Source organism: Pseudomonas sp. P4_C3, assembly GCF_056402075.1.
The window spans coordinates 1-26540 of sequence record NZ_JBFUIC010000045.1; the positions used below are offsets into that span (position 1 = coordinate 1).

Genomic DNA, 26540 nt, shown 5'->3' on the forward strand with positions numbered 1-26540 from the left:
GCTCGCGATAGCGGTCGTTCAGCCAACATAGATGTTGAATGTTCCGCCCTCATCGCGAGCAGGCTCGCTCCTACAGTTTTGGCGGTGTCAGGCCACTGGAACGATTGGCAGGTCGAGGGTCTGACCACCGCTGAACCTTTCGGACGAACCGGAAATGGATTCGTGCGGCACGCCTTTGGCCACATCGCTGACGCTATCGAGTCGTGCCAGTTGCTCAGCACTCAACTGCACATTCAGCGCGCCCAACGTGGCGTCCAGCTGTTCACGAGTCCGGGAACCGAGGATCGGAATCAGCGCCGTGGTCGAGCGTTTGGCCTGTTCCCGCAGCCAGGCAATGGCCACATGGGTGGGGCTGGCGTCCAGTTCTGTGGCAACGCTTATCAAGGTGTCGAGCAGGGCAGTTTCACGGGCGCTTTTTTCGGCATGAATCAGTACGCCGAGCTTGTTCGCGCGGTTGTCGCCTGCGCTGTTGCGATATTTACCGGTCAGGAAGCCGCCACCCAGCGGCGACCACAGGGTCGCGGCCAGGCCCAGGGCTTCGGCCATCGGCAGTTGTTCGCGCTCAGCGGTGCGTTCGGCGAGGCTGTACTCGACCTGGATCGCGGCAATCGGCGCAAAACCGCGTACCTCGGCCAGCAGGTCGGCGCGGGCGATGCGCCACGCAGGGAAGTTCGACAGCCCGGCGTAATGAATCTTGCCGGCACTGACCAGGTCGTCGAAGCCGCGCAGGATCTCCTCCATGGGCGTGACGCCATCGCTCATGTGCGCCCAGAACAGGTCGATATGCTCGGTCTTCAGCCGTTTGAGGCTTTCTTCGACGGCGCGCACCATGTTCTTGCGGCTGTTGCCGGTGTGGGAAATGYCGGCCGCGGGTGTAGTCCCAAGGGTGTATTTGGTAGCGATGACCAGGCGATCCCGTTCTGCGGCGATGAATTCGCTGAGCATGGCCTCGGACTGCCCGCCCTGATAGCCATTGGCGGTATCGATGAAGTTGCCGCCGGCTTCCAGGTAGCCATCAAAAATGCGCCTGGCTTCGTCGCGCTCGGCGCCATGGCCCCAACCGGTACCGAAATTACCGGCGCCCAGTGCCAGTTCGGAAACACGCAAGCCGGTTTTACGACCGAAAACTTTGTAATGCATGGGATGACTCCAGAGGGATGGCGACAAGGTTAATAGATTGTCAGTAACATCTATTAAATATGATGCTAGTAATTTAATGCGTCAAGGCGCTTTTCCTCTCTGCACAAAACTGCCGATCACTGGTCACGTTTTTMATGCGCAATGGCATACTGCCGCCCATGACTATCGATTCCCCCTTAAGCGCCTGGCAGCATGCCATCGAACAAAAGGGCTTCGTCCAGGACGAGGCCCAGGAACATGCCGTGTGGGCCCTGCAAAAATGCCACGAAGCGCTGCACGAAGGCCGCGCGCCAATTTCCGGCGTGTACCTGTGGGGGCCGGTAGGGCGGGGCAAGACCTGGCTGATGGACCAGTTCTACCAAAGCCTGCAAGTACCGGCGCGGCGCCAGCACTTTCATCACTTCATGGGCTGGGTGCACCAGCGCTCGTTTCAACTGACCGGCACCGCCGATCCGCTCAAGGCRCTGGCTCGTGAATTGGCCGAAGAAGTGCGCGTTCTGTGTTTCGACGAGTTGTTCGTCAACGACATCGGCGACGCGATCATTCTCGGGCGCCTGTTCCAGGTGATGTTCGAACAGGGCGTGGTGGTGGTCTGCACGTCCAATCTGCCGCCGGACCAGTTATACGCCGACGGATTCAATCGCGACCGCTTCATGCCCGCCATCGCGGCGATCAAGCAGCACATGCAGGTAATTGCAGTGGATGGTGGGGAAGACCATCGCCTGCATCCGGGAGCCGGTTCGCAACGCTACTGGGTGGCCGAGGCCGGTCAGCCCGGCGCGCTGGATGAAGTGTTCCAGATGTTGAGCGTCGGTCAATCAGTATCGAGCGACTCGATCCAGGTCGGTTACCGTTCCCTTGAGGTGCTCAAGGCCAGCCCGACTGTGCTCTGGACCCGTTACGCCGCGCTGTGCGAGCAACCCTTCGCGGCCATGGATTTCATCGCCCTGTGCGATACCTACGGCGCTATTCTGTTGAGTGACGTGCCCAACCTCAGCGCGCAGAAACGCGCCGGGCGCATTGCTCGCGGCACTGAGGACGGTGTCGAGCGGGTGGACGCGGGGGATCGCGAGTTGCCGCAGTTGTCGGTGCACGACGACGGGGTGCGACGCTTCATTGCCCTGGTGGACGAATGCTACGACCGCAAGGTGCCGCTGTACCTTGAAGCGCAAGTGCCAATGGCATCGCTTTACACTGAGGGTTATCTGGAATTCCCGTTCCGCCGCACCCTCAGCCGATTGCAGGAAATGCAACTGCAACGGTTTGCCGAAGTTTGATAAGGATTTGATCGGGAACAGCGAACATGAATCAGCCCCTGTCACACCATTTGCTGACCATGGCCTATCAGAACGCCTGGGCCAATCACCGACTGGCCAAGGCCTGGCGTCAGTTGAGCCCGCAGGAACTGAGCGCACCCCGGGTCAGTTTCTTCCCCTCGATCCGCGCCACGCTCAATCACATCCTCACCTGTGACTGGTTCTATGTGGACGCCCTGGAGCGGGAACTGCGCGGCGACGATCCGCATCCCGATTGCCGGGTGTTTTTCAAGGAAGACGAGCCCTGCCTCATGGCGACGGACCTCGTTGGCGAACAGGCCCACGTCGACCGCCGGCTGATCGCCTACTGCGAGCAGATGCGCGATGCCGACCTTGGCAAAATCGTGACCATCGCCCGCGACACCCCGCAACACGACAGTCGCTTGCGCTTGCTGTCCCATCTGTTTGAACACCAGATCCATCACCGCGGCCAGGTACACGCCATGCTCAGCGGCACCTCGGTCCAGCCACCGCAACTCGACGAGTTTTTCTGCGCCGGTGAGTCGCACTTGCGGGCCGAGGATTTTGCCGGGCTGGGATGGACGGAAGCCTTGATCTGGGGCGCTTGAGCGCCAAAGAATTCCACGGTTGCGATTGTCGGTAACACGGTGCTCGCGCTATCGTGCAGCGGGCACTTCAGCGTGAAATACATGCTGGGGGCTACTTCATGTGTGATCGAGGATGGAAATGGACTCCGCAGAAATTCTTGTGCTTCAGGCCAGTTACACCAATCCGGTGCATGCCGAGGCTATTTGTCTGGTGTTGAACCACTACGCCGAGGACCCGATGGGCGGCGGCCAGCCGTTGCCAGCCCATGTACTGGCGCAACTCCCGGCAGAGCTTGCCCGGCGTCCCCACGCCTTCAGTGTGCTGGCCTTTGTCGGTGGCGAGCCGGCCGGACTGGTCAATTGCTTCGAGGGGTTTTCCACCTTTGCCTGCCGGCCGCTGGTCAATGTGCACGATGTGGCGGTGGTGAAAAAATTTCGCGGCCTGGGCTTGAGCCAGAAGATGCTGCAAAAAGTCGAGGACATCGCCCGTCAGCGTGGCTGCTGCAAGCTCACCCTGGAAGTGCTGGAAGGCAACGCTGTGGCCCAGGGGGCCTATGAAAAAGCCGGTTTCGCCCCCGGCATGTTCGACCCGGCCCATGGACGGATGCTGTTCTGGATCAAGAGCCTCTGATTCAACAGGCAAAAAAAGGGCGTCCATCAGGACGCCCGACAGTCTTCTGTGACCCTGGCAGTCAGAAGTCCRTGGATCATTTCGGTCTGTAGGTTTCAGTCATTTGTGCGGTTTGATCGTCCGGAACCCGCAGCTCAGTGCTTTGGATGGGGTGGCCCAAGGCTTGTTGCTGGGCCAGTCGCAGGCTTTCATAGTAATAGCGCATGCGTTCGGCTCCGCCTTCGGCAAAAGCGCTGGATGCGCCCAAGGCCATCAGGCCGGCGAGGATCAATGCGGTGCGTTTCATGGTTTGCCTCCCACTACAGATGTCGGATGCCTTTCGTCCATGAATCAATGAAGCAGTGTCGAAATGGCATTATCCGCCGAATCCGTTCAATGGGAATCAACTTCACCAACGACCTTCATGGCTAACGCGGGAAGCCTGCTCGGAGAAGGTCGCGAGCCGGTGCGGAAGCAGTGCAGACTGCTCCCGCTAGAAAGGAGGGGGGTCAGGCGAGTGGGGCGCGTTGCGTGACAGCCAGGGGCTGCACCTGATTGGCTTGCAGCAGCAGTCGCAACTGCGCCAGCTCCTGTTTCAATTGATCGCGTTCGTCCTTCAACTGGCGCAACTCATCACGACGGATTGTGACGTAAAGGGTTTGTGCTGGCAGTGCGGTGTGTACTGTGCCCATTGCTCACCTCGCAAATGGCGTGTCTCAACTGTAGAACCGCCTCGAAAATCAACGGCTGATCTACTATCGGCGCCAATTTTGATTTCTTTTGCCCCCGAAGGGAACTTTTTTATTTTTCATGGTCGTTGTGTCTTCGGTTTGATTCCCGACGTTATCCATCAGGATCGGGCACAATGCCCGGAAACTTCACGCCAACGCTCTGGACTAACCTCATGAGTCGCGTTGGGCTATAACCTTTGACACACTTTTATTTGTAGTAGGGAGCATCAGCACATGCAACTCGGGATTATTGGACTGGGCCGCATGGGCGGCAATATTGCGCGGCGCCTGATGCTCAACGGGCACACCACCGTTGTTTACGATCGCAATACCGCCTTTGTCGAAGCCCTGGCCACAGAAGGCTCCACGGGCGTCACCGATCTGCCGGCGCTGGTCGCTGGCCTGGCCACGCCGCGTGCGGTCTGGGTCATGCTGCCGGCCGGCGCGCCGACCGAAGAAACCATCGACACCCTGAGCACCTTGCTCGAAGCCGGCGACACCATCATCGACGGCGGTAACACCTTCTATAAGGACGATATCCGCCGGGCGAAAACCCTGTCGGAAAAAGGCCTGCATTACATCGACGTCGGTACCTCCGGCGGCGTATGGGGCCTGGAGCGCGGTTACTGCATGATGATCGGCGGCGATGCCGAGACCGTTAAGCGCCTCGACCCGCTGTTCGCAACCCTGGCCCCGGGCCTGGGCGACATCCCGCGCACCAGGGACCGCAAGTCTGACGACGATCGTGCCGAGCGTGGCTATATTCACGCCGGTCCCGCTGGCGCCGGGCATTTCGTGAAGATGATCCACAATGGCATCGAGTACGGAATGATGCAGGCCTTCGCCGAAGGCTTCGACATCCTCAAGACCAAAAACAGCGAGAGCCTGCCGCAAGACCAGCGTTTTGACCTGAACGTCGCCGACATTGCCGAAGTCTGGCGGCGTGGCAGCGTGGTGTCCTCGTGGCTGCTCGATCTGACCGCCGACGCCCTGGCCAGCGATCCGAAACTCGACGGTTTCTCCGGGTCCGTGGCCGACAGCGGTGAAGGTCAATGGACCATCGAAGCCGCCATGGAGCAAGCGGTACCGGTGCCGGTGCTGTCGAACTCGCTGTTCTCCCGCTACCGTTCCCGTGGTCAAGGCACCTTTGGCGACAAGATTCTCTCGGCCCAGCGCTTCGGCTTCGGCGGCCACGTGGAGACCTCGAAAAAATGACCCATGTGATCCGCAGGAAATCCAAGGCTGAGCCCGCACCACCGACGACGCTGTTTCTGTTTGGCGCCCACGGTGACCTGGTCAAGCGTCTGTTGGTGCCGGCGCTGTATAACCTCAAGCGCAACGGGCTACTCGGGGATGGACTGCGGATCATCGGCGTTGACCACAACGCCATCAGCGATGAAGGCTTTGCGCAAAAGCTCGAAGATTTCATTCGAAACGAGATGGCTGGCAAGGGTGACCACACCCTTGATCCAGCGGTCTGGTCCAAACTTGCCAAAGGCATCAGCTACGTCCAGGGCGATTTCCTGGACGACAGCACTTATAAAGCGCTGGCGGCGAAAATCGCCGACAGCGGAACCGGCAATGCGGTGTTCTACCTGGCCACCGCACCGCGTTTCTTCAGTGAAGTGGCACGCCGCCTCGGTACCGCCGGCTTGCTGGAGGAGACCCCCGAGGCGTTCAGAAGGGTCGTGATCGAAAAGCCCTTTGGCTCTGACCTGCAAACGGCCGAGGCCTTGAACACCTGCCTGCTCAAGGTGATGACGGAAAAGCAGATCTACCGGATCGATCATTACCTGGGCAAGGAAACCGTGCAGAACATTCTGGTCAGCCGTTTTTCCAACAGCCTGTTCGAAGCGTTCTGGAACAATCACTACATCGATCACGTGCAGATCACCGCCGCCGAAACTGTCGGCGTGGAAACCCGTGGCAGTTTTTATGAGCACACCGGCGCCCTGCGGGACATGGTGCCCAATCACCTGTTTCAGTTGCTCGCGATGGTGGCGATGGAGCCTCCCGCCGCGTTTGGCGCCGATGCGGTCCGGGGCRAGAAAGCCAAGGTCGTCGGCGCGATCAGGCCCTGGACGGTGGAGGAGGCCCGCGCCAACTCGGTGCGCGGCCAGTACGCCGCGGGTGAGATCGATGGCAAGGCGTTGCCGGGCTATCGCCAGGAAGACAAGGTCGCACCCGACAGCAATACCGAAACCTATGTGGCCCTCAAGGTCATGATCGACAACTGGCGCTGGGTCGGCGTGCCGTTCTACCTGCGTACCGGTAAACGCATGAGCGTGCGTGACACCGAGATCGTCATCTGTTTCAAACCGGCGCCCTATGCGCAGTTCCGCGATACCGAGGTCGACGAGTTGCAGCCGACCTATTTGCGCATTCAGATCCAGCCCAACGAAGGCATGTGGTTCGACCTGTTGGCCAAGCGTCCCGGTCAGGCCCTGAAGATGGACAACATCGAGCTGGGGTTTGCCTACAAGGACTTCTTCGAGATGCAGCCGTCCACCGGCTACGAAACCCTGATCTACGATTGCCTGACCGGCGACCAGACACTGTTCCAGCGCGCTGACAACATCGAGAACGGCTGGCGCGCGGTGCAACCGTTCCTGGATGCCTGGCAGCAGGATTCCAGCGTGCAGGGCTATGCCGCCGGGGAAAACGGTCCCAAGGCCGGCGAAGAATTGCTCACCCGTGACAGTCGCGTCTGGCACCGCCTCGGATAACACGCATCTCCTGTGGGAGCGAGCTTGCTCCCACATTTTGCTCCGGGGGTTACAGCCAGTAGCTCACCGCATACCATCCGAGCAAACCCATCACCACGGTGTACGGCAACGCCATCCAGACCATCCGCCCGTAAGACAGGCGTACCAGCGGTGCGATCGCCGAAGTCAGCAAGAACAGAAACGCCGCCTGACCGTTGGGCGTCGCCACGCTAGGCAGGTTGGTGCCGGTATTGATCGCAATGGCCAGCGTCTCGAAATGCTCACGGGTCATCTCACCCGCAATGAATGCGCGCTTCACTTCGGTGATGTAAATGGTTGCCACGAACACGTTGTCGCTGATGGCGGACAGCAGGCCATTGGCAATGAACAGCATGCCCGGTTGTTGGTCCGCCGGCAGCGCCAGCACCCAGTGGATCAGCGGGGCGAACAGTTGCTGATCGTGAATCACCGCGACCACGGCGAAAAACACCACCAACAATGCGGTAAATGGCATGGCGTCCTTGAATGCTGTGCCCAGGCGGTGTTCGTCGGTGATACCGGTAAAGGCGGTGATCAACACGATCACCATCAAACCGATCAAACCCACTTCGGCGATGTGAAACGCCAGCCCGGCAATCAGAATCAATGCGGCAACGCCTTGCACCAGCAGCGCTGCACGTTGGCGTGTGGTGCGCTCGGCATTGTCTTCGGCGGCGTAGTTGGCCAGTACCGCGCGGACGTTATCCGGCAGCAGCGTGCCGTATCCGAACCAGCGCAGCTTTTCCAGCAGAACGCACGTCACCAGTCCGGCAACCAGTACCGGCAGGGATACCGGCGCAACCCGGGTAAAGAAGTCGGAGAAGTGCCAGCCCATTTCATGGCCGATCAGCAGGTTCTGCGGCTCACCGACCAGCGTGCAGACACCGCCCAATGCGGTGCCCACGGCACCGTGCATCAGCAGGCTGCGCAGAAAGGCGCGGAACTGTTCGAGATCACCCTGATGGAGGGTGGGCAGATGTTTGTCGTCGCTGAACTCGCTGTCCAGACGCGGATCGTTACCCGAGGCGACGCGGTGATACACCGAGTAAAAGCCTACGGCGGCACTGATGATCACGGCAGTCACGGTCAAGGCATCGAGGAACGCTGACAGAAACGCCGACAGAAAGCAGAACATCAGGGCCAGCAGGGCCTTGGAACGAACCCCCAACAGCAGACGCGAGAACAGGTACAGCAACAAGTCCTTCATGAAATAGATACCGGCCACCATGAACATCAGCAGCAGGATCACCGGGAAATTGTGCAGCAACTCGTCGTACAGCGCCTGTGGCGTGGTCATCTTCAGCAGCAGGGCTTCAATCAATAACAGGCCGCCGGGCATCAGCGGATAACACTTGAGCGCCATGGCCAGGGTAAAGATGAACTCCAGCACCAGCAGCCAGCCGGCCGCCACCGGGCCTGCGGTCCACAGCACCAGGGCATTGAGAATCAGAAAGCCGACGATGCAGGCCTTATACCAACGGGGCGAGTTCCCGAGAAAGTTGTGCGCGAACGCCTGGGCCATTGAACCGGACATCGGCTGCTCCTTGTTTTAAGAAGCGCGCAAGTTGCCGTAAGCGGACGAGAAGATCAAGCGCAGGAAAAACCCATCGGTTTAGCCTAGAAAGCGCGCGACGACTGCCTTGTAACTGCCCTGCAGCGAATAGCCGCCAGCCACGATGTTTCCATTGGCCTGCACCGTGACACAGGTGGCGGTATCCGGGCCGGGGCCCAGGCGAGTACGCGTACAGCCACAGCCTTTGCCAAAGCGGCGATCGAGATGGCCGTTGGGCAGGTATCGCCCGACAATGAAGTCTGCTTCAACGCCGCCGATGGTTGCACCCGCCGCCAGCACACAGCCATCGGGCTGTAACTGCGCGGCGATCCACTGGCATCCGTTGTGACCGATTTGCAGCCGCTGTGGTTGTCCGCCGTTGCAATGATTGTCGGGTCGGCCATTGCTGTGCATTTTAAATGTCAGGCAGTGCATCGGCTCGCAACTGCTGCCGAAACACAGGATGTCACCTTCGTTTTGCTGGACCACCTGACTGACCCGGGCGCCATGCCCTTGCGTTTTGAAGGTCATGAATCCATCCACGGCAAAACGGTCGTCGAGGCGGCCGTCAGCGTGATAGCGTGCCAGCAAGCCTTCTTCAGGAAAGTTGATCGATCCACCGACCAGAATTCGGCCATCACGTTGTACCGTCAGGTTGCTGAGCCAGGTATTCATYAGCAGGTGCCTGACCACCACGAAGCCGCTACCGTTGAACGAGCAGTCCAGCGAGCCTTCGCCATCCAGTCGTATCAACAGGMCGACGTGATCGGCCAGTTCGTAGTGATGGTTGGCCAGGATCAGGATCCGGCCATCTTGTTGTACGTCCACATCGCAGGCTTCCGCACCCGGCACACCGGGCGGCAGCCATGCATCACGAATGCCCAGGGACAGACCGCCAGGCAATCGCACGACGCAGCGACCATTATCGCCAAAGCTCTGAACCAGGCGACCCTGCTGATCCAGCAAGGCGAGGGCCGGGAGCGTGCGGTGCGTGTTTTCGTAGTGCAGCCCGGCCAACAGGATATTGCCGTCGGGCATGACCAGAACCTTGGCGCCCATGGCTTCGAACCCCGGTTCGAATTGGCCGATGACACTACCTTGCTTGCCGAACGCGAGGTCTGCGCAACCGTCCTCCAGCAAGCGGGCCAGACCAAAGCGGCTGCCATCGGCCATGCCGACTTTTGCGGCTACCAGCAAGCGGCCCTGCGCATCGATCGCAATGTCATTGGCGAGGCTGGAAAGGCTGTCGACGAAATACACCTGGGTTTTGCCGTTGGCGGCAAACGTCGTATCGAGGGTCCCGGGGGTGTGCCGGGTGGCGGAGAAGGTAAAAGCGGACTGGATTGACATGCGCCGCAACTCCTTGCGAGTCGTCCTGATCCAGAAGTTTGGGTGGCGACTATGTAGGGAGAATATTCAAACCCTGAATGATGAGATGCGCAATGGTGAGAACTCACAGACGGAGAGTCGTTGTGTGCCACAACAGTGTCTTTTCGAACCAATGGCAAGCCTGCAAAGTACCGGGTGCGCAAAAGTTCGAATTTGTGCGGGAAATGAGTGCGGATCGGTGAAAACGATCAACCCAACTAATGGCAGGGGGGGAGGGTGCGGATTACCCCGGAGTAATCCGCAAAACAGATTAGTGCGGCATCGACCACGATTGCAGTGTGTAACCTTCCTCGCTCAATTCGGCGCGTGCCTGTTCCAGCAGACGTTCAAGTTGTTGAGGGTCGGAGTAGGCACTGCTTGGGATCTGCTTGCGGCCAATGCTGGTGCTGGTGCGGTCGATAACGGTCAGGCTGAGTTCGCCATTACCGTCTTGTGGGGCCCAGGCCACGCATTTGAATGGTTTGAATGCGCGGTCGGCAATCAGCAATGCTTCGTTGATACGGAGCGGGGCGTTCATAGGGTCTTCTCTCTGTATGCCCAATCAAGTGATGTGCCGTCGGTTGGGCTTACCGTTCGGCTGGTTACTTGTACTGATGCCCGCAACCGGGGTTTGGGTCACACACAATCAAAAGAAATTTCCACTTTATTTCATAGGCTCAAGAATGATGCTGGCATTGAAAGCGCAATGAAAGGAAGAGTCGTTAGGTAACTAACAGAATCGCAACTTATAACTGGTTTTACAGCGTCCCTATAGTCAAACAGTACAAGGCCCTGTCAAATTCTTGCTAATGTTACAGTTAGGTCTGCCAAATGACTGTTTTTAATAAAATTTCTTAAATTTGGCGTCAAGGAACAGTCATGAGCGATGCGCCTGCTTTACGACGTTTATTAGTGGTGGACCCCTGTGACGATTGCTATCGTCTGCTCCCTGGATTGCGCGCTATCGGTTGGGACGTTGATAGCTGCACGCTGGCGAACGCCACTGACCGAACCTGTGACGTGGGCTTGTTACGCTTGCAGCCCTCTCACCTTGAGCACCCGGAAGCCGTCAAGGAATTGATCAGCCGCAGTGGCACCGAGTGGATAGCCGTACTCAATCAGGAAGTGCTGCGCCTGCAAAATGTCGGCGACTTTGTGTGTGAATGGTTTTTTGACTTTCATACCTTGCCATTCGATGTGTCCCGGGTTCAGGTAACGCTGGGCCGGGCGTTTGGCATGGCGCGATTGCGCGGGCAGGGAACGGTCTATGTTGACCAGCCCGAGCATGAATTGCTGGGTGACAGCAAACCTATCCGTGAACTGCGGAAACTGTTGAACAAACTGGCTCCGACAGAATCTCCGGTGTTGATTCGGGGTGAAAGCGGCACTGGCAAGGAACTGGTCGCACGCACCCTGCATCGTCTGTCCCAGCGTCACAGCAAACCCTTTATCGCGATCAATTGTGGTGCGATTCCCGAACACTTGATCCAGTCCGAGCTGTTTGGCCATGAGAAAGGCGCATTTACCGGCGCGCACCAACGCAAGGTCGGACGGATAGAAGCCGCCAACGGTGGCACTCTGTTTCTCGACGAGATCGGTGACCTGCCACTGGAGTTGCAGGCCAACCTGTTGCGGTTCCTCCAGGAGAAACACATCGAGCGGGTGGGCGGCAGTCAGCCGATTGCGGTGGATGTGCGGGTTCTGGCGGCAACGAATGTCGACCTTGAAGCCGCCATCGAGAAGAAACGCTTTCGCGAAGACTTGTATTACCGCTTGAACGTACTGCAAGTGGCGACCGTTCCACTGCGCGAGCGCCATGGCGACCTGGCGTCGCTGGCCAACCACTTCTCCCATTTCTACAGCCATGAAACCGGACGCCGCCCACGCAGTTTCAGCGAAGACGCATTGATTGCCATGGGCAAACACGACTGGCCAGGCAATGTTCGCGAACTGGCCAACCGCGTTCGTCGCGGGCTGGTGTTGGCCGAAGGCCGGCAGATCGAGGCTCGTGATCTGGGGTTGATCGGTCAGCATACAATCGCCGCGCCGATGGGCACCCTCGAAGAATACAAGAGCCGGGCCGAACGCCAGGCATTGTGTGATGTATTGAACCGCCACAGCGATAACCTGAGTGTCGCCGCCAAAGTATTGGGTGTGTCGCGTCCAACCTTCTACCGGTTGTTGCACAAGCACCAGATTCGCTGAACCGCAGCCGGAAACCAAAAAAACCGTTGCGATTGCAGCGGTTTTTTTGTTCGGGTCAGAAGTAGTAAGGGAGTTTCAGACTGAACTGGAAGTCCGGAGCATCGTCCGTCATGCCGATGGACAGGTTGGGGACGATGGTCAGGCTGTCGGTGGCCGCAATGGTCATGCCGATGTTGAAGTAACCGGCGTTGGCATCGCTGGAGACCACCGATTGCCAATCCCCGCCATCTTCCTTGAGCTTGCTTTTGCGTTGCACCAGGTCAGAGACCGAGAACGACATACTCATCTTTTCGTTCAAGGCGAACGCAATACCGGCGCCAATCTGGAAGCTGTCGCCAATGCGTACTTTGCCCGGTGTCTTGACCGCCGGGTTGGAGCTGATGTCGTCGAAAGACTCCTCCAGATTGTGCGTGTAGGACAGGCTGCCGAACAGCACTGCCGGATCGAACGTCTTGACCAGAGAGATCCCCGGTGTAATCGCCCAGACGCCATTACCGGTAGGCAAGGATTCAGGCACGGCCAGGTTGGAGTTATCGTCCACCCGAATCAGCTTGATGCCGAACGGATCTTTGCCGGTCGGCGCCTTGACGCGCAAGGTCACCACGGCATCCGGGGTGTTGACCGACTCGTCGAGGAATTTGTAGGCGATACCGAAGTTGACGTCACCTATGGTCGGGTCTTCCTTGACGGTATCTTCAGTCGTGACGTTGGCGGCGCCGTTATTGCCGCCACCGGACTGGTAGGTGGATTGACGGTAGACCACCGGCACGTTCAGGTCGAACTGCCAGCGATTGTTGAAGTTGTAGCGGCCGGTGAGGTCAAGCGTCCAGGTGTCGGCCTTGATCCGGTCCAGGTTGATGGCGCCCAGAAAGATCGAGTCCAGGGCGAGAAAACCGTTGAGGATCAGTTGGCGGGTATCGTATCGGGAGTAGGTAATCCCGGTTTCGAAGCTGAACTTGCCACCACCGAAGAACCCGCTGGCCTCGTCATACAGATTTGAAACGCTTTGCGCCGGTTGTGAGTCATCGGCCAACGATTGTCCATACGAGCTGCCGCTGCCCCCGGCGGSACCCCCTGAAGCGGCCGCCGCACCGGTGCCGGTGGCGACGTTTGGATTGCCTTTCATGTCTGCTGGCGACTTGGCCAGGCGTTTAGGGGGAGGAGAAGCGGGCTGGTCCTCAACCTGGCGGATTCGTTGTTCCAGTACCGCCAGGGCTTTTTGCTGGACTTCGTATCGTTGTTTCAACTCCAGAAGCTCTTGTTTGAGCGCCTCCATTTCCGGGTCAGCTGCTGCCGGCACCATCGCCGCCGGGAGTAGAGCACTCAAGCATACAACTGCACGCAGTGATACTGATCGGTACATGAAATAAGCCGTCCATTTGTGCCCAATGGTCCAGACTCAGCGTAGTTCAATAGCCCAAGGTCCGTAATGCAGCGAGTTGGTTCAGGTTGAAGTCCAATACACCTGTACTGGGGCCATTATTGTTGAGCACTACGTTGAGTTGAGTCATGTTGTTGACCACATTGCTGCTGCCCAGCAACCGGGTGTTTTGCAGCAACCCGCCTTGGGCGACCTGTTGCAGGCTTGAGCCCTGGTTGTTGTTGGCGGTAATGGCCACCTGAACACCGCCGCTCGTCGCGGAAACGGCGACACTGCCTGCGGCATTGCTGCCGGTAATGGTTTGACCGGCTATCAGCGCCTGGCCCTGGCTCGGCACCAGTGCAGGGGCCGTGCGGGCCTCTTTGACGTTGATGGCAATGTTGTTGTTTGAACTGTTGCCATCGCCTGCGGCCCGTGTGACCTGGGTTATGCCCCGGGAAGTGCTCAGGGCAGCGCCACCCGTCACGTTACCGCTGCCCGACCTGGACGTACCGCCATGACCGGATTGCTTGATGGTTGAAACATAGAACTCGGGTTTGACCGTTGCGGCTTGAAGTTGCATCGAGGTGGATGCCCCGATCAGATCACCACTGGCATTGCGCCAGGTACTGCTCATGACAACACCGAAGCTGATGATCCGCCCCGGCATCACATACCGGCCACGCAACGCGGYCAGTTCCTGGTCATTGATTTCGATGGGTCTGAACTCATCAGCAAAACCTGAAGTGTTCGCTGCCAGACAGGCAGCGACCACCCAATACGAGGTTTTCATTTGCTGCTCCCGGAGCATCCTGCCCCCTATCATCTTATTGGCGATTAAAAGAAGTCGCTCTGTATGAAACCAAAATCCATCAGTTCAGCATCTTTGACCGGGTTGAAGTTATCCATCTTGTTCTTGGCTGTCAGCGGTTCCGGTGGACTGCGTAACGCATTGGTTTTGTCGTAACCGGGACCGACGATAGCGAAGATAATGCCATTCCAGCCTTTGACAAAGTCATCATGGGAATAGCGTTTGTGTCCGAGTACCGGGTCGCCGATATAGACCCAGTACTTGTCCGCTCTCTGCAACACCACGAAGTGCTTGTAGCCGCGAATTTCCATCAGTACCACCACCGGAATCGTCACTGCATCGAGTCTTTCAGGCGGGATCTTGTAGCCCCGGGCGCGCATGCCGATGCGCTCTATGTAGCGCTTCATGTCCAGCATGGAAAAACCCTGGGTACGCACAAGGTCCTGGTCTGCGGTGACCAGCATGCCTTTGATGATGTGCTCCTCATCGACGTCAAGCCAATAGGCCTGGCGCAGTATCGTTGCCAGCGCGGCGGCACCGCAGCTGAAATCGGTTTTCTGTTCGACGATGTCGCTGAACTTGCGCTCACGCAAWCTCTGTACGTGCTTGTATACCAGCACGCCACCCGGCAGGGCGGCCACCGGCATCTGTGCGGCCTGGATCAGGCCAGACAGGCAGAGCAGGGCGAAAAGGACAGTCTTACGCATGATCGATACGCCTTGGGGCTGTAGAAAAGCCCCGTCGCCGGGGCTTTCATTGCGATTGCGATCGCGATTACTGGCAAAGTTTGCAGCCTGCGGCGATGGACAGCGAGTTGCTTTGCTGGTTGCCTACGCCGGACGATACGTTCGCTCCGCCGTTGCCGGAGAAGTTGTTCATCGAGCCCGTTATCGAAGCATTGTTGGTTACAGGGGGTTTCCAGCTATCTGGAGTCATCACTTGTTGAGTGGTTACGCCAGCCAGACCGAATACACCCACGGGTACGAAATCAGTCGTGGGATTGCCGTTGTTGGTGACCTTCATCCCGGACGTGCTTTGGTTGGCCGCTGCCGCTGCCAGTGCTACACGGCCGCCCGAAACGGCAATTGCCAGGTTGTTTTTCTGTTGGTTGAAGGCGCCGGTGGTCACGTTGATGCCGATGTTGCCGGAACCGCTGTTGCCGGCGTTATTGAGCGTTGTGTTGTTGGTGTTGGAGCGGTTCCTGGCGGTGTTGCCGTTGCTCCTCTGTGTCGCGCTGGAGACGGCGACGGCGGTGCCGAAAATAAAGCTTTCGTCAGCAGTGGCAAGGGCGGCGGCGTTGTCTTGTTGGTTGCCGTCACCAGCTGCAACGTTGGCACCCATGTTGCCGTTGGAGTTGTTCAGGGAGTTATCGGCTTTAGCGTCGTTTTGGGTGCCCTGGTTCGATACGGAGTTGTGACTGCTGATCTGCGAGTCCAGCACGGCGGCCCCGGCGCCTGCTGTAATCTGCAGAAACTGTTCCAGAGTCGGGCCATCAGGCTGAAGGTTGTTGCCTTGCCCAGTGCCCTGACCGTTGCCTTGACCATCAGCAAGAGAGCCTGCTTGTGCGGCGAATGCCATCACTGCTGCCAGAGCAAAAGCCAGAGGTTTGAGAGCAGTTGTCGGGTTCATGGTGTTTCTCCGTGCTCATTAGTTGGTCAAGTGTTGGTACGTCCCTAATCGCACTGTATAGGGGTCAGTCAGAGACCCGGATGCTCAGGGTGTTAGCCATTCGGTTCCCCACCCCGGCACTCTGGTTCACCTGGATCACTCCCCGGCTGCCGGTGAAGGCCTGGTCGCTTGTCACGACCTGGCGACTGCCGTTTGGGGTGCCAGTTGCTCCCGAGCTCGGTAACAAGGCCACGTTCTGTTGAGAAAGGGCACTATCGTCGATGGCTTGTGGTGCAGCGCTGATGCTAATGCGCATGGCGTTGGCCATCTGGTTGTTCGCCCCGGCGCCCTGGTTGACACCCAGTACGCCGTTGCCATTACTGAAAGAGGTGCCGCCGATATTGGCTGTCGCGTCAAGCGATGGATTGGCCGGCGTAGTGATTTTTTGCCTGACGCTGGTGGTCGCACCGGCTTGGGTACCAATGGCGATTGCGCGGACGTTGGCCTGCTGCTGTTGATCACCGGCCGCCTGGTTGACGTTGAAGTTGCCTCGGTATTGAGTACCGGAATCCTGGATGGAGGCGGTGTTAACCGAACTGACGCCCGAATCGGCCATTACACTGGTGCAGCCGAGCAGGGCAAGCAACAGGAGGGATCGACTCATCTCATTTGCCTCCCGCCATTGTGCCCAGTGAACCGAGGCCGCTGCTCATGGCGCGGTTGATGGTTCCGGAAATGGCGCCGCCACTACCACCACCCTGGCCGACAGACATGCCAGGCAAACCGTTGGGGTTGGTGACGACGTTGAGGCCTTGCAGGCCACCCGGGCTTTGCCCGTTGCTGTGGCGAAGGGCCGTTCCGGTGGTGACCCCGGCAATGTCGGCATCGCTGAGTTCGCCGGTGACGCGGGCCGATGGGTTGGCATTTAGGGTGTCAGGGTTCGGATCTCTGCCGCCGCTGCGACCGATGGGAGTTGCGTGAATGGTTCGATCAAGCACGATGACACCGTTGCCTTCGGCTTGTAGGTTGAAACTGAGAACAGTGCCGCCCGCGCTCGCGATCAGCAGGAGGCACGTCAAGCCCTTTTTATTCAGTATCCCCACGACGGTCATTCCTTCATTTGTGGGCTGGCCCTGGTCAGCGGTGTAAGGGATAGAGCGAAAGCTGTGCCGTTTTTTGAATATCGTGTTGATTCAATGGCTTGCGGAATTTGCCCGGGGGCCCTTTGCCGAGGATGTTCCAACGGTGAGACGAAACCATGCGCAGGCAACCCGGAAATGCCGGCGAACCCCTCTAGAACAGGGGTTATAGCGTTGTTGTATCAATGCCTTAACAAGTCCGGCGACCAAACGATGAGGGGCGTTGAAACGGGCAGTTTCAGGCACGGAGGGTGTTTCAGGATCGGACACTTTTCCCCCAAAACAGGGGGGGGTGATGGGGAAATTGCCCCAAACGCYGGTCAGGCGCCGAGCAATCGGGTCACGGCGTTCAGTGCCAAGAGTCGGCGTTCTGCCCAATCTCCGTGCAGTACCTGAACCGGTTGTGCGTGGCGCTCAAGCCAGGCCAGGGTCTGGTCGAAAAATGCCTGGCGCTCACTCAATCGGGGCTGGCAACGCTGGCCGTCATCCGTCCAGTCGACGTGTTCCGGCGACAGCAGCAAGTGCAAGTCGTAATGCCGGGCCAGTAGCGCTTGTTCAATCCAGGCGGGGCAATCGCCAAACAGCGTTTGGCTCCAGAGGATATTGCTCAACAGGTGCGTGTCGAGGATGAGCAAAGACGGTCGTTGCGCCCGCGCATGGTCTTCCCATGCCAATTGACCGCGGGCGATGTGCGCAATGTCGGCCAATGTGGTGTCCCGTGGATTCTGCTCGATGAACCAGCGCACATACTCGTCGACCAGAATCCCGCCGAAACGCTGTTGCAACTCGGCTGCCAGCCAGCTTTTACCGCTGGATTCGGGGCCTGTGAGTACCAGGACTTTCATGCGTGCAATGCCGGATCGGCGCGCCATTCGCGCCAGCCCTGCACGGCGATAACGGTGAACAACCCGTACAGGGTGGCGGTCAGGTACAGGTCCTTATAGATGAACAGCACGACGAAAATCACATCCAGGGCGATCCACAGCGGCCAGCACTGGACACGTTTTTGCGCCATCCAGACCTGCGCTACCAGGCTGAATCCGGTCAACGCCGCATCGAGCCAGGGTTGCGCGGCGTCGGTCCAGTTGGCCATGGCCGCCCCCAGCAACAGGCTGCCGATTGCACCGATGGCAAGGCTCAACGCCACGGACCGAGTGTCGAGCTGACTGACTTCGCGGCCATGGGTCGCTTCACCAATCCGCGTCCACTGCCACCAACCGTAAAGCTGCAAGGCGGCATAAACGACTTGCAGCAGCATGTCCGAATACAGCTTCACCTCAAAAAAGATCCAGCTATAGAGCAGCACCATGACCAGGCCGATGGGCCAGCACCAGGGGTTCTGTTTGACTGTCAACCAGACGGCAATGACACCGAGGGCGGCGGCAAACAGTTCAAGCCCGGACATGGAGGCTCCTTGGGAAAATCGGAAAGGGGACGGATTGTAACCGGATCGGCGTCGAGAATCCCGTGGCGCAGGGTGTGCTTCATTGGTGCGCGATAACGCGGCAGCGCCAATCGGACTTGTCTGGTAGGATTTCGGCCCCGCGCGGATAAACCCGAATCAGGATTGTTTTTTCACAGGATTTTTACGGTTCTGTGGTGATCCTTGATGCGCGGGCCTTCAGCTACGCTGATCGCAATTAAGGCTTTTGAAAAATACTAACGGGGCATGCCAATGCGCATAGCCTTTTGGGGGATTGATGGATCTTTGGACCGCCTTTCAGGCATTGATTCTTGGGATTGTAGAAGGGCTGACCGAATTCCTGCCCATTTCCAGTACCGGCCACCAGATCATCGTGGCCGACTTGCTCGGCTTCGGGGGCGAGCGGGCGATGGCGTTCAACATCATTATTCAGCTGGGTGCCATCCTGGCAGTGGTGTGGGAGTTTCGACGCAAGATCTTCGACGTGGTCATCGGTCTGCCGACCCAGCCGGGCGCTCGGCGGTTTACCGCGAACCTGTTGATCGCGTTCTTGCCGGCCGTGGTGTTGGGCGTGATCTTCGCCGATTTGATCCACGAATACCTGTTCAACCCGATCACCGTGGCAACGGCGCTGGTCGTGGGTGGGATCATCATGTTGTGGGCCGAGCGCCGTCAGCATGAAGTACACGCCGAAACGGTGGATGACATCACTTGGAAAGATGCCCTGAAAGTGGGCTTCGCCCAATGCCTGGCCATGATTCCGGGCACTTCGCGTTCGGGCTCGACGATCATCGGCGGGTTGCTGTTCGGCCTGTCGCGCAAGACCGCTACCGAGTTCTCGTTCTTCCTGGCGATGCCCACCATGGTCGGCGCAGCGGTGTACTCGGGCTATAAATACCGCCACCTGTTTGTCCCGGCGGATTTCCCGGTGTTCGCGATCGGTTTCGTCACGGCGTTCGTCTTCGCGATGATCGCGGTCCGCGGGCTGCTCAAGTTCATCGCCAACCACAGCTATGCGGCGTTTGCCTGGTATCGCATTGTGTTCGGCCTGATCATCCTGGCGACCTGGCAATTCGGCTGGGTCGACTGGAGCGCAGCCAAGCCGTGAGTGACTCAAGCTCGCGCAATAACCCCGGGCGCCAGCCCGGGGGACAGATCCGCCATTCACGGTTGAAATGGCTGGTGTTTGCAATCCTGTGCGCGTTGCCGCTGTCGGGTTCAGTGTCGTCATGGCTGCATGGGGAGTCGCTGATTCCCCTGGCGGCCTACGGCATCGTCAGCGTCGTGACGTTTTTTCTGTACTGGAGTGACAAGCGCAAGGCCCGCGCCGAGCAATGGCGCACGCCCGAGAATGTCCTGCATGCGCTGGAGTTCGCCGGAGGCTGGCCCGGTGCCTTGCTGGCCCAGCAAGCGTTTCGGCACAAAACCCGCAAAGTCTCGTACCAGTTGGTGTTCTGGATCATCGTGCTACTGCACCAGGTGTTCTGGATCGATCACCTGTTCCTCGGCGCACACGTGTTTGCCTTGCTCTAATAAGGCCCTATAGCAGCAGTCCGACTTGAGTGCGCTTTGGCAGCCTGCTCACCACCAACTGGTGCGAACGCCGCAGCAATCCCTGTAGCTCTTCGCTACCGAGCGGGTAGGGCGTCTCCATGATGATCCACTGGGCGCGCGCCAGATAAGGTGCCGGATGAATCCCCGGGCGGTCGCAATGACCGAGAAACAGATCCTTGTCGACCTTGAAGGCCAGGGAATCACCCCGCAGGCCCTGCAACGCGAACATCTTGTTCCCGGCAATCGAAAACACCCGTACRCCTCCCCATTTATAGTCTTCCCGCGCTCCCGGCAGGGCGAGGCAAAACTTCGCGACATCCTCTTCGCTCATCCGTCCGGCTTTCATAACAATCGTTCCCCACAGGCATTGAAGGATTCGACCAAATGGTCAATCCAGGCGCGTACCGCCGGCATCACCCCGCGTCGATGAGGATAGACCGCTTGCAGCCAGCCACCGGGCAACGACCACTCGGGTAGCAACTGCACCAGTGAGCCGTTTTCCAGTTCCTGCTCGCAATACATCATGGGCAGCATCGTAAAGCCCAGACCGGAGAGGGTGCTGGCCTTGCGCACGATAAAGTCATCGATGCCCAGCCGGGCCTCGAGCGCGAGTTCACAACTTTTGCCTTTTTGATCCAGCAGGCGGATGTGCACCAGGCGGTCGGCTTCCAGGGCGCCGAGCACCGGCAGGCTTTTCAGATCCTCGGGATGGTTGATCTCAAGGCCCACGAGGAAACCCGGGCTGGCGACCATCAGCATCTGCGCCTGACGCAGGCGACGAGTGACCAGCAGCGGGTCTTCGTCGCCCAGCTCGCGCACACGCAGGGCCACGTCAATGCCTTCGTTCACCAGGTCGACCCGCCGGTTGAGCAGCATGACCTCCAGCTGGACTTGCGGAAACCGTTCCAGAAAGTCGCTGATCACCCCCGGCAATATTTCGTGGGCCAGCCCGACCGGGCAGGACACCCGTAAACGCCCGCGGGGCTCGCTGGACATACTGGCGACGGCCTCGTCGGCCATTTCCGCCTCCAGCAGCATCGCCTGGCAGTGCCTGAGGTAGCGCTCACCCACAGCGGTCAATTTCAGCTGTCGGGTGGTGCGTTGCAGCAATCGAGCACCAAGGCGTTCTTCCAGTTCGGCGATGCGCCGTGACAGTCGTGACTTGGGGATGCCCAGCAAACGCCCGGCTGCCGCGAAACCACCGGCTTCCACCACTTTGGCGAAGTAATACAGGTCGTTGAGGTCTTGCATGGTGTGAATCCGATTGTTCTATCTGTGGGACGAACTATCGCATTGTTGCCGTCTAATCAGCTATTGGTTTCGTCTGTAGGATTAGTCCCATCAGATCGCCCTTGTGGGCGATCCTCACCTGGAGATCCCACATGAAACTGCTGCATATCGATTCGAGCATTCTGGGCGACAACTCGGCTTCCCGTCAGCTGAGCGGCGAAGTCGTCAAAGCCTGGCAAGCCGCCGAGCCAAGCGCCGTGGTGACCTACCGCGACCTGGCCGCCGACGCGATCAGCCACTTCTCCGCCACCACCCTGGTCGCCGCCGGCACCACTGCAGAATTGCGCAATGCCGCACAACAGCACGAAGCCGAACTCAGCGCCTCGACCCTGGCCGAATTCMWGGCKGCCGATRCCGTGGTARTYGCCGCRCCAATGTACAACTTCACCATCCCGACTCAACTGAAGGCCTGGATCGACCGCATCGCGGTAGCCGGTCAGACCTTCCGTTACACCGAAGCCGGCCCTGAAGGCCTGTGCGGCGGCAAGAAAGTCGTGATCGTTTCGACCTCCGGCGGCATGCACGCCGGTCAGGCAAGCGGTGTTGCCCATGAAGAATATTTGAAGTTGCTGTTCGGTTTCATCGGCATCACCGACATCGAAATCGTCCGTGCCGAAGGCCTGGCATACGGTGAAGACGTGCGCAACAAAGCCATGAGCGATGCTCACGTGCAAATCAGCGAGCAATTGTTCGCCGCTGCGTAAGGCTTGCGTAAAAGTAGGCAACCGTTCAGGTAAAGCCCAAAAAAACTCTGTAGTCTGGTTACGCAAGTACCAGCTACGGAGTTTTTTGTTTCTGGTCGTTTCAGATTGTGGCCCGACTTATGCTGTCAGGGTTCACGTCACAAGTCCGGTAACAAGGTGGGGCATCCCATGGTGCGTCTTTGTGCAACTTTACTGATTTGCCTGCTCAGCAGCCTGAATACAGTGCACGCCGCGCCTGCACCGCATCCTCACTGGAGCGTCGGCTTCCATGAGATGACGTTTCTCGACCCACTGGACCTGCAGCCGATGCGCGCCATCGCCTTCTATCCGTCCAGTGACTGGGAGCACACCAGCAAGCTCGAGGGTTACACCGTCGAAGCCGGGGAGGACACCAAGGTTGCCATTGGCCGGTTCCCGATGCTGATGCTGTCCCACGGAAACACCGGTACCCCGCTGGCCCTGCACGACCTCGCCACGTCGCTGGCGCGCAAAGGCTTCGTCGTGGTGGCGGTGATTCACCCCGGTGACAACTCCAGGGATCACAGCCGACTCGGTACTTTGAGTAACCTGTACGGCCGGCCGATCCAGATTTCCGAAGCCATCACCGCCACTTTGGGCGACCGTATGCTGTCGCCGTTCGTCAATGCCGACCAAGTGGGGGTCATCGGTTACTCGGCCGGTGGCGAGACCGCATTGATTCTGTCTGGCGCCACCCCGGACCTGGATCGCCTGCGCCGTTATTGCCAGGAACGTCCGGATGACCACGATGCCTGCAACACCCAGGGTGAATTGATTGTCGACCGTGACGACCTGCAACCGGTGCCTGATCCTCGCGTCCACGCCTTGATGCTGATGGCGCCGTTGAGCCTGAAGTTCGGTCGCCACACCCTGGCCGATGTGCATGTGCCGGTGCTGCTTTACAGCGGCGATGGCGACAAACTGGTGGCGGTCGACAAGAACGCCGCGGCACTGGCGCGCAAACTGCCGACGGCGCCTGACTTCAAGCTGCTGGCCGGGGCAGGGCACTTCGTATTCATGGCGCCGTGCAATGACGAGCAGATCGTGATCATGCCCGCGCTGTGCACCGATGCCGATGGCGTCGATCGGCAAGACATTCACCGCAATCTGATCTCAGAAGCCGGACGCTTCTTCTCGAGCACCTTGGGCAGAGCAACCCGGGCCGGGATGCAGACCGCCGATCAATAGATCCCTTTGTAGGAGCCTTCGGCAGCTCCTACAGGGATTCAAGCCATGGCGCGGTGTTTCAACAGCAGCGTCAGTCCCAGACCCGTCACCGACAACAACGCCGCACTGAAGAAAATCCACGCATAACCCAGGTTCAACGCCACTGCGCCCATCAACGGGCCGGCGATGGCCAGCGCCAGGTCAAAAAACACCGCGTAAGCACTCAAGCCCGCACCCCGGCTGGAATTGGGCACCTGTCTGATGGCCTCGACACCCAGCGCCGGGTACACCAGGGACAGGCCGAACCCGGTCAGGCCGGCGCCGATGAGTGCATATCCGGTCGACGGTGCCAGCCACAGCAGCGCCAGGCCAAGCGTCTCGATGCACATGCAGGCAATGGCCGACGTGAACCCGCCGAATCGGCTGATGGCGGAAATGAACAGCAGTCGCGACAGAATGAAACACACGCCAAACACGGTCAGGCAGTAGGCCGCGCCAGTCCAGCCGCGATTGACGTAATACAGGGTGATAAAGGTTGTCAGGGTGCCGTAGCCAATGGAAGCCAGGCTCAGGCTCGCGCCAAACGGCGCAATGCGCCCAAACACCGCCCAGAACGGCAAACGTTCACCGTGCACCACCGGCACCGAAGGCTTGTTGCGAATCAGCAACAGTGCAGCCAGGGCCAGCAGCGACAGGGCAATGCCCAGGCTGGCGAAACCCAGTTGTTGCACCATGACCACACCCAGCGGCGCACCAATGGCAATCGCCCCATAGGACGCGATGCCGTTCCAGGAAATCGACCGCGCGGTATGCTCCGCGCCGACCTGGCCCATGCACCAACTGATGGTGCCGACGCCGATCAATCCCTGGGCGATACCCAGCAACAGGCGCCCGGCGATCAGAATCAGCAGGCTGAGCAAGGGAAAGCCTTGCAACAGGGTCGACAGCAAGGTCAGCGCGCCGCTGAGCGCAATCCCCGACAAGCCAAAGATGATTGCGCGCTTGGTGCCAACGCTGTCGGACATCCGCCCGGCCATGGGCCGGCTGAGCAGGGTGGCGAGGTATTGCGAGCCGATGGTCAGCCCGGCCACGATGGCGCTGAACCCGAGCTGCTCGTGGACATAACCCGGCAGTACCGCAATCGGCAAACCGATGCAGAGGAAGGCGATGAAGGTATAGACGACGATGGAGACGATCTGYAGGGTGATCGCCATGGAGCTTTGCGGAGCAACTTGCGGCACAGACATGAGGGCTCGTTCGCGGGCGGCGGCGGGAGAACTGCATCATGGCGCGGCGTTGGGATAAAAGAAAGCAGGCTAACTACTTTTGCCGTGACATTATCGCTGTTCCTCATGGCCTCATCGCGAGCAAGCTCGCTCCCACATTTTGAAATGCRTTCCCCTGTGGGAGCGAGCTTGCTCGCGATGATTTATGCACCAACAAGAAACCTTGGCCCGGAATGCAAAAAGCCCCGTCACCAAGACAGGGCTTTTCACTTGAAGCTTGCAGCTAAAGGCTTGTAACTGCCTTTAGAACACCACACCCTGGCTGCGCAGGTAGTCGTCGTAGGTGCCGCTGAAGTCGGTTACGCCGTTAGGGCTCAGCTCGATGATGCGGGTGGCCAGGGACGATACGAACTCACGGTCGTGGCTGACGAAGACCAGCGTGCCCGGATAGTTCTCCAGCGCCAGGTTCAGCGCCTCGATGGATTCCATGTCCAGGTGGTTGGTCGGTTCGTCCATCACCAGCACGTTCGGCTTTTGCAGGATCAGCTTGCCGAACAGCATGCGGCCTTGCTCACCACCGGAGATGACCTTGACCGACTTGAGGATCTCGTCGTTGGAGAACAGCATGCGACCCAGGGTGCCGCGAATGATCTGCTCGCCCTGGGTCCACTGGCCCATCCAGTCGAACAGGCTGACGTCGTCTTCGAAGTCATGGGCGTGGTCCTGGGCGTAGTAGCCCAGCTCCGCGCTTTCGGTCCACTTCACGGAACCGGCGTCCGGGGTCAGCTCGCCCATCAGGGTGCGCAGCAGGGTGGTCTTGCCGATACCGTTCGGGCCGATGATCGCCACGCGCTCGCCGGCTTCGACGGTGAAGCTGAAGTTCTTGAACAGGGTCTTGCCGTCGAAGCCCTTGGACATCTGCTCGATGGTTACGGCCTGGCGGTGCAGTTTCTTGGTCTGTTCGAAGCGGATGAACGGGCTCACGCGGCTCGATGGCTTGACTTCGGCCAGCTGAATCTTGTCGATCTGCTTGGCGCGGGACGTGGCCTGCTTGGCTTTCGAGGCGTTGGCCGAGAAGCGGCTGACGAAGGTCTGCAGTTCGGAGATCTGCGCTTTCTTCTTGGCGTTGTCCGACAGCAGTTGCTCGCGGGACTGGGTCGCCGCGGTCATGTACTCGTCGTAGTTGCCCGGGAACAGGCGCAGCTCACCGTAGTCCAGGTCGGCCATGTGAGTGCAGACGCTGTTGAGGAAGTGACGGTCGTGGGAAATGATAATCATGGTGCTGTTACGCGCCTTGAGGATCGTTTCCAGCCAGCGGATGGTGTTGATGTCCAGGTGGTTGGTCGGTTCGTCGAGCAACAGCACTTCCGGATCGGAGAACAGTGCCTGGGCCAGCAACACCCGCAGTTTCCAGCCTGGCGCCACTTCGGCCATCGGGCCAAAGTGCTGTTCCAGGGGGATACCCAGGCCCAGCAGCAGTTCACCGGCACGGGATTCGGCGGTGTAGCCGTCCATTTCGGCGAACTCGGTTTCCAGCTCGGCCACGGCCATGCCGTCTTCTTCGCTCATTTCCGGCAGCGAGTAGATGCGGTCGCGCTCGGCCTTGACCTTCCACAGCTCTTCGTGACCCATGATCACGGTGTCGATCACGGTGAATTCTTCGTAGGCGAACTGGTCCTGGCGCAATTTACCCAGGCGCACGTTCGGTTCCAGCATGACCTGGCCGCCGGACGGCTCGAGGTCATTGCCGAGAATCTTCATGAAGGTCGACTTGCCGCAACCGTTGGCGCCGATCAGACCGTAACGGTTGCCACCGTTGAACTTGACGGAAACGTTTTCGAAGAGCGGCTTGGCGCCGAACTGCATCGTGATGTTAGCTGTAGAAATCAAAGGTTTTTCCTGCGAAGCATTCAGAGTAGCCAGGGTTGCGGCAGTACCGGTTCAGTATCCGTTCCACTGTCCGGACCCCGGGATATTCATCCCGATCGGCAGTGAAAGATCCATCTGGCATCAAGTGGACAGCAGC

General features: G+C 59.1%; 28 protein-coding genes. 10 read left to right on the forward strand and 18 right to left on the reverse strand.

Going from position 1 to position 26540, the window contains the following annotated elements:
* Positions 1–87 precede the first annotated feature (87 nt).
* Positions 88–1140, reverse strand: coding sequence for an aldo/keto reductase (locus AC1DVH_RS10770; protein ID WP_477753782.1), 1053 nt, complete (start codon positions 1138–1140; stop codon positions 88–90).
* Positions 1141–1298: 158 nt separating this feature from the next.
* Between AC1DVH_RS10770 and zapE the strand changes: the two genes are divergently transcribed.
* The 3 genes from zapE to AC1DVH_RS10785 all read left to right on the forward strand — a co-directional run bounded on the left by zapE (position 1299) and on the right by AC1DVH_RS10785 (position 3635).
* Complete coding sequence (gene zapE, locus AC1DVH_RS10775) at positions 1299–2417, forward strand: cell division protein ZapE (protein ID WP_477753783.1); 1119 nt, start codon at positions 1299–1301, stop codon at positions 2415–2417.
* 26 nt (positions 2418–2443) lie between these two features.
* The gene (locus tag AC1DVH_RS10780; RefSeq protein WP_477753784.1) at positions 2444–3025 is read left to right on the forward strand and encodes a DinB family protein; all 582 of its coding nucleotides are present in this window, start codon (positions 2444–2446) and stop codon (positions 3023–3025) included.
* A 118-nt stretch (positions 3026–3143) separates the two neighbouring features.
* A complete protein-coding gene (locus AC1DVH_RS10785) occupies positions 3144–3635 on the forward strand; it encodes a GNAT family N-acetyltransferase (RefSeq protein ID WP_477753785.1) in 492 nt (163 codons plus the stop codon).
* Positions 3636–3711: 76 nt separating this feature from the next.
* On the opposite strand, the gene AC1DVH_RS10790 is transcribed toward AC1DVH_RS10785, so the two are convergent.
* Both AC1DVH_RS10790 and AC1DVH_RS10795 read right to left on the reverse strand, forming a co-directional pair.
* The gene (locus tag AC1DVH_RS10790) at positions 3712–3921 is read right to left on the reverse strand and encodes a hypothetical protein (RefSeq protein ID WP_007994798.1); all 210 of its coding nucleotides are present in this window, start codon (positions 3919–3921) and stop codon (positions 3712–3714) included.
* A gap of 202 nt (positions 3922–4123) precedes the next feature.
* Entirely contained in the window at positions 4124–4306 is a 183-nt protein-coding gene (locus AC1DVH_RS10795; RefSeq protein ID WP_108217489.1) for a DUF6026 family protein, read from the reverse strand.
* Positions 4307–4579: 273 nt separating this feature from the next.
* On the opposite strand from AC1DVH_RS10795, the gene gnd reads away from it, so the two are divergent.
* A complete protein-coding gene (gnd, locus tag AC1DVH_RS10800) occupies positions 4580–5560 on the forward strand; it encodes a phosphogluconate dehydrogenase (NAD(+)-dependent, decarboxylating) (RefSeq protein WP_477753786.1) in 981 nt (326 codons plus the stop codon).
* A complete protein-coding gene (gene zwf, locus AC1DVH_RS10805) occupies positions 5557–7071 on the forward strand; it encodes a glucose-6-phosphate dehydrogenase (protein ID WP_477753787.1) in 1515 nt (504 codons plus the stop codon). Before gnd ends, zwf begins: the two co-directional genes overlap by 4 nt.
* A gap of 49 nt (positions 7072–7120) precedes the next feature.
* Here the strand turns inward: zwf and nhaB are convergent, their stop codons facing one another.
* The 3 genes from nhaB to AC1DVH_RS10820 all read right to left on the reverse strand — a co-directional run bounded on the left by nhaB (position 7121) and on the right by AC1DVH_RS10820 (position 10547).
* Positions 7121–8623 carry a sodium/proton antiporter NhaB gene (gene nhaB / locus AC1DVH_RS10810; RefSeq protein ID WP_477753788.1) on the reverse strand — a complete coding sequence of 501 codons (1503 nt, stop codon included), beginning with the start codon at positions 8621–8623 and terminating at the stop codon, positions 7121–7123.
* Positions 8624–8701: 78 nt separating this feature from the next.
* Positions 8702–9991 carry an NHL repeat-containing protein gene (locus AC1DVH_RS10815; protein WP_477753789.1) on the reverse strand — a complete coding sequence of 430 codons (1290 nt, stop codon included), beginning with the start codon at positions 9989–9991 and terminating at the stop codon, positions 8702–8704.
* Between the two features lie 289 nt (positions 9992–10280).
* On the reverse strand, positions 10281–10547 hold the full coding sequence (locus AC1DVH_RS10820; RefSeq protein ID WP_477753790.1) for a hypothetical protein: 267 nt from the start codon (positions 10545–10547) through the stop codon (positions 10281–10283).
* Positions 10548–10888: 341 nt separating this feature from the next.
* On the opposite strand from AC1DVH_RS10820, the gene AC1DVH_RS10825 reads away from it, so the two are divergent.
* On the forward strand, positions 10889–12214 hold the full coding sequence (locus tag AC1DVH_RS10825; protein WP_477753791.1) for a sigma-54 dependent transcriptional regulator: 1326 nt from the start codon (positions 10889–10891) through the stop codon (positions 12212–12214).
* Positions 12215–12269: 55 nt separating this feature from the next.
* Here the strand turns inward: AC1DVH_RS10825 and AC1DVH_RS10830 are convergent, their stop codons facing one another.
* The 8 genes from AC1DVH_RS10830 to pnuC all read right to left on the reverse strand — a co-directional run bounded on the left by AC1DVH_RS10830 (position 12270) and on the right by pnuC (position 18537).
* Positions 12270–13577 carry a hypothetical protein gene (locus tag AC1DVH_RS10830; RefSeq protein WP_477753792.1) on the reverse strand — a complete coding sequence of 436 codons (1308 nt, stop codon included), beginning with the start codon at positions 13575–13577 and terminating at the stop codon, positions 12270–12272.
* A gap of 46 nt (positions 13578–13623) precedes the next feature.
* Positions 13624–14385, reverse strand: a complete 762-nt coding sequence (locus AC1DVH_RS10835) for a hypothetical protein (RefSeq protein WP_477753793.1) — start codon at positions 14383–14385, stop codon at positions 13624–13626.
* Between the two features lie 26 nt (positions 14386–14411).
* Positions 14412–15092, reverse strand: a complete 681-nt coding sequence (locus AC1DVH_RS10840) for a C39 family peptidase (RefSeq protein WP_477753794.1) — start codon at positions 15090–15092, stop codon at positions 14412–14414.
* Between the two features lie 67 nt (positions 15093–15159).
* Complete coding sequence (locus AC1DVH_RS10845) at positions 15160–16014, reverse strand: heme utilization protein (protein ID WP_477753795.1); 855 nt, start codon at positions 16012–16014, stop codon at positions 15160–15162.
* 64 nt (positions 16015–16078) lie between these two features.
* Positions 16079–16657, reverse strand: coding sequence for an adhesin (locus tag AC1DVH_RS10850; RefSeq protein WP_477753796.1), 579 nt, complete (start codon positions 16655–16657; stop codon positions 16079–16081).
* A gap of 1 nt (position 16658) precedes the next feature.
* Positions 16659–17105, reverse strand: a complete 447-nt coding sequence (locus tag AC1DVH_RS10855; protein ID WP_477753797.1) for a hypothetical protein — start codon at positions 17103–17105, stop codon at positions 16659–16661.
* A 347-nt stretch (positions 17106–17452) separates the two neighbouring features.
* Positions 17453–17977: an AAA family ATPase gene (locus tag AC1DVH_RS10860; protein WP_477753798.1), complete on the reverse strand. Its 525-nt coding sequence runs from the start codon at positions 17975–17977 to the stop codon at positions 17453–17455.
* Positions 17974–18537 carry a nicotinamide riboside transporter PnuC gene (gene pnuC, locus AC1DVH_RS10865; RefSeq protein ID WP_477753799.1) on the reverse strand — a complete coding sequence of 188 codons (564 nt, stop codon included), beginning with the start codon at positions 18535–18537 and terminating at the stop codon, positions 17974–17976. The genes AC1DVH_RS10860 and pnuC overlap by 4 nt, the downstream gene beginning before the upstream one ends.
* Before the next feature lie 295 nt (positions 18538–18832).
* Between pnuC and AC1DVH_RS10870 the strand changes: the two genes are divergently transcribed.
* Positions 18833–19663 carry an undecaprenyl-diphosphate phosphatase gene (locus AC1DVH_RS10870; RefSeq protein ID WP_477753800.1) on the forward strand — a complete coding sequence of 277 codons (831 nt, stop codon included), beginning with the start codon at positions 18833–18835 and terminating at the stop codon, positions 19661–19663.
* Positions 19660–20088: a DUF1294 domain-containing protein gene (locus AC1DVH_RS10875; RefSeq protein ID WP_477753801.1), complete on the forward strand. Its 429-nt coding sequence runs from the start codon at positions 19660–19662 to the stop codon at positions 20086–20088. Before AC1DVH_RS10870 ends, AC1DVH_RS10875 begins: the two co-directional genes overlap by 4 nt.
* Before the next feature lie 7 nt (positions 20089–20095).
* Here the strand turns inward: AC1DVH_RS10875 and AC1DVH_RS10880 are convergent, their stop codons facing one another.
* Together AC1DVH_RS10880 and AC1DVH_RS10885 are read right to left on the reverse strand one after the other, a co-directional pair.
* A complete protein-coding gene (locus AC1DVH_RS10880) occupies positions 20096–20455 on the reverse strand; it encodes an MmcQ/YjbR family DNA-binding protein (protein WP_429396430.1) in 360 nt (119 codons plus the stop codon).
* Positions 20452–21360, reverse strand: coding sequence for a LysR substrate-binding domain-containing protein (locus AC1DVH_RS10885; protein WP_477753802.1), 909 nt, complete (start codon positions 21358–21360; stop codon positions 20452–20454). Before AC1DVH_RS10885 ends, AC1DVH_RS10880 begins: the two co-directional genes overlap by 4 nt.
* A 131-nt stretch (positions 21361–21491) precedes the next feature.
* Between AC1DVH_RS10885 and AC1DVH_RS10890 the strand changes: the two genes are divergently transcribed.
* Together AC1DVH_RS10890 and AC1DVH_RS10895 are read left to right on the forward strand one after the other, a co-directional pair.
* Positions 21492–22103 carry an FMN-dependent NADH-azoreductase gene (locus tag AC1DVH_RS10890; RefSeq protein ID WP_477753803.1) on the forward strand — a complete coding sequence of 204 codons (612 nt, stop codon included), beginning with the start codon at positions 21492–21494 and terminating at the stop codon, positions 22101–22103.
* A gap of 168 nt (positions 22104–22271) precedes the next feature.
* Positions 22272–23309: an alpha/beta hydrolase family protein gene (locus AC1DVH_RS10895; protein WP_477753804.1), complete on the forward strand. Its 1038-nt coding sequence runs from the start codon at positions 22272–22274 to the stop codon at positions 23307–23309.
* Positions 23310–23347: 38 nt separating this feature from the next.
* Here AC1DVH_RS10895 and AC1DVH_RS10900 read toward each other — a convergent pair whose 3' ends face one another.
* Complete coding sequence (locus AC1DVH_RS10900; protein ID WP_477753805.1) at positions 23348–24535, reverse strand: MFS transporter; 1188 nt, start codon at positions 24533–24535, stop codon at positions 23348–23350.
* Between the two features lie 282 nt (positions 24536–24817).
* A complete protein-coding gene (locus AC1DVH_RS10905) occupies positions 24818–26404 on the reverse strand; it encodes an ABC-F family ATPase (RefSeq protein ID WP_477753806.1) in 1587 nt (528 codons plus the stop codon).
* Positions 26405–26540 lie beyond the last annotated feature (136 nt).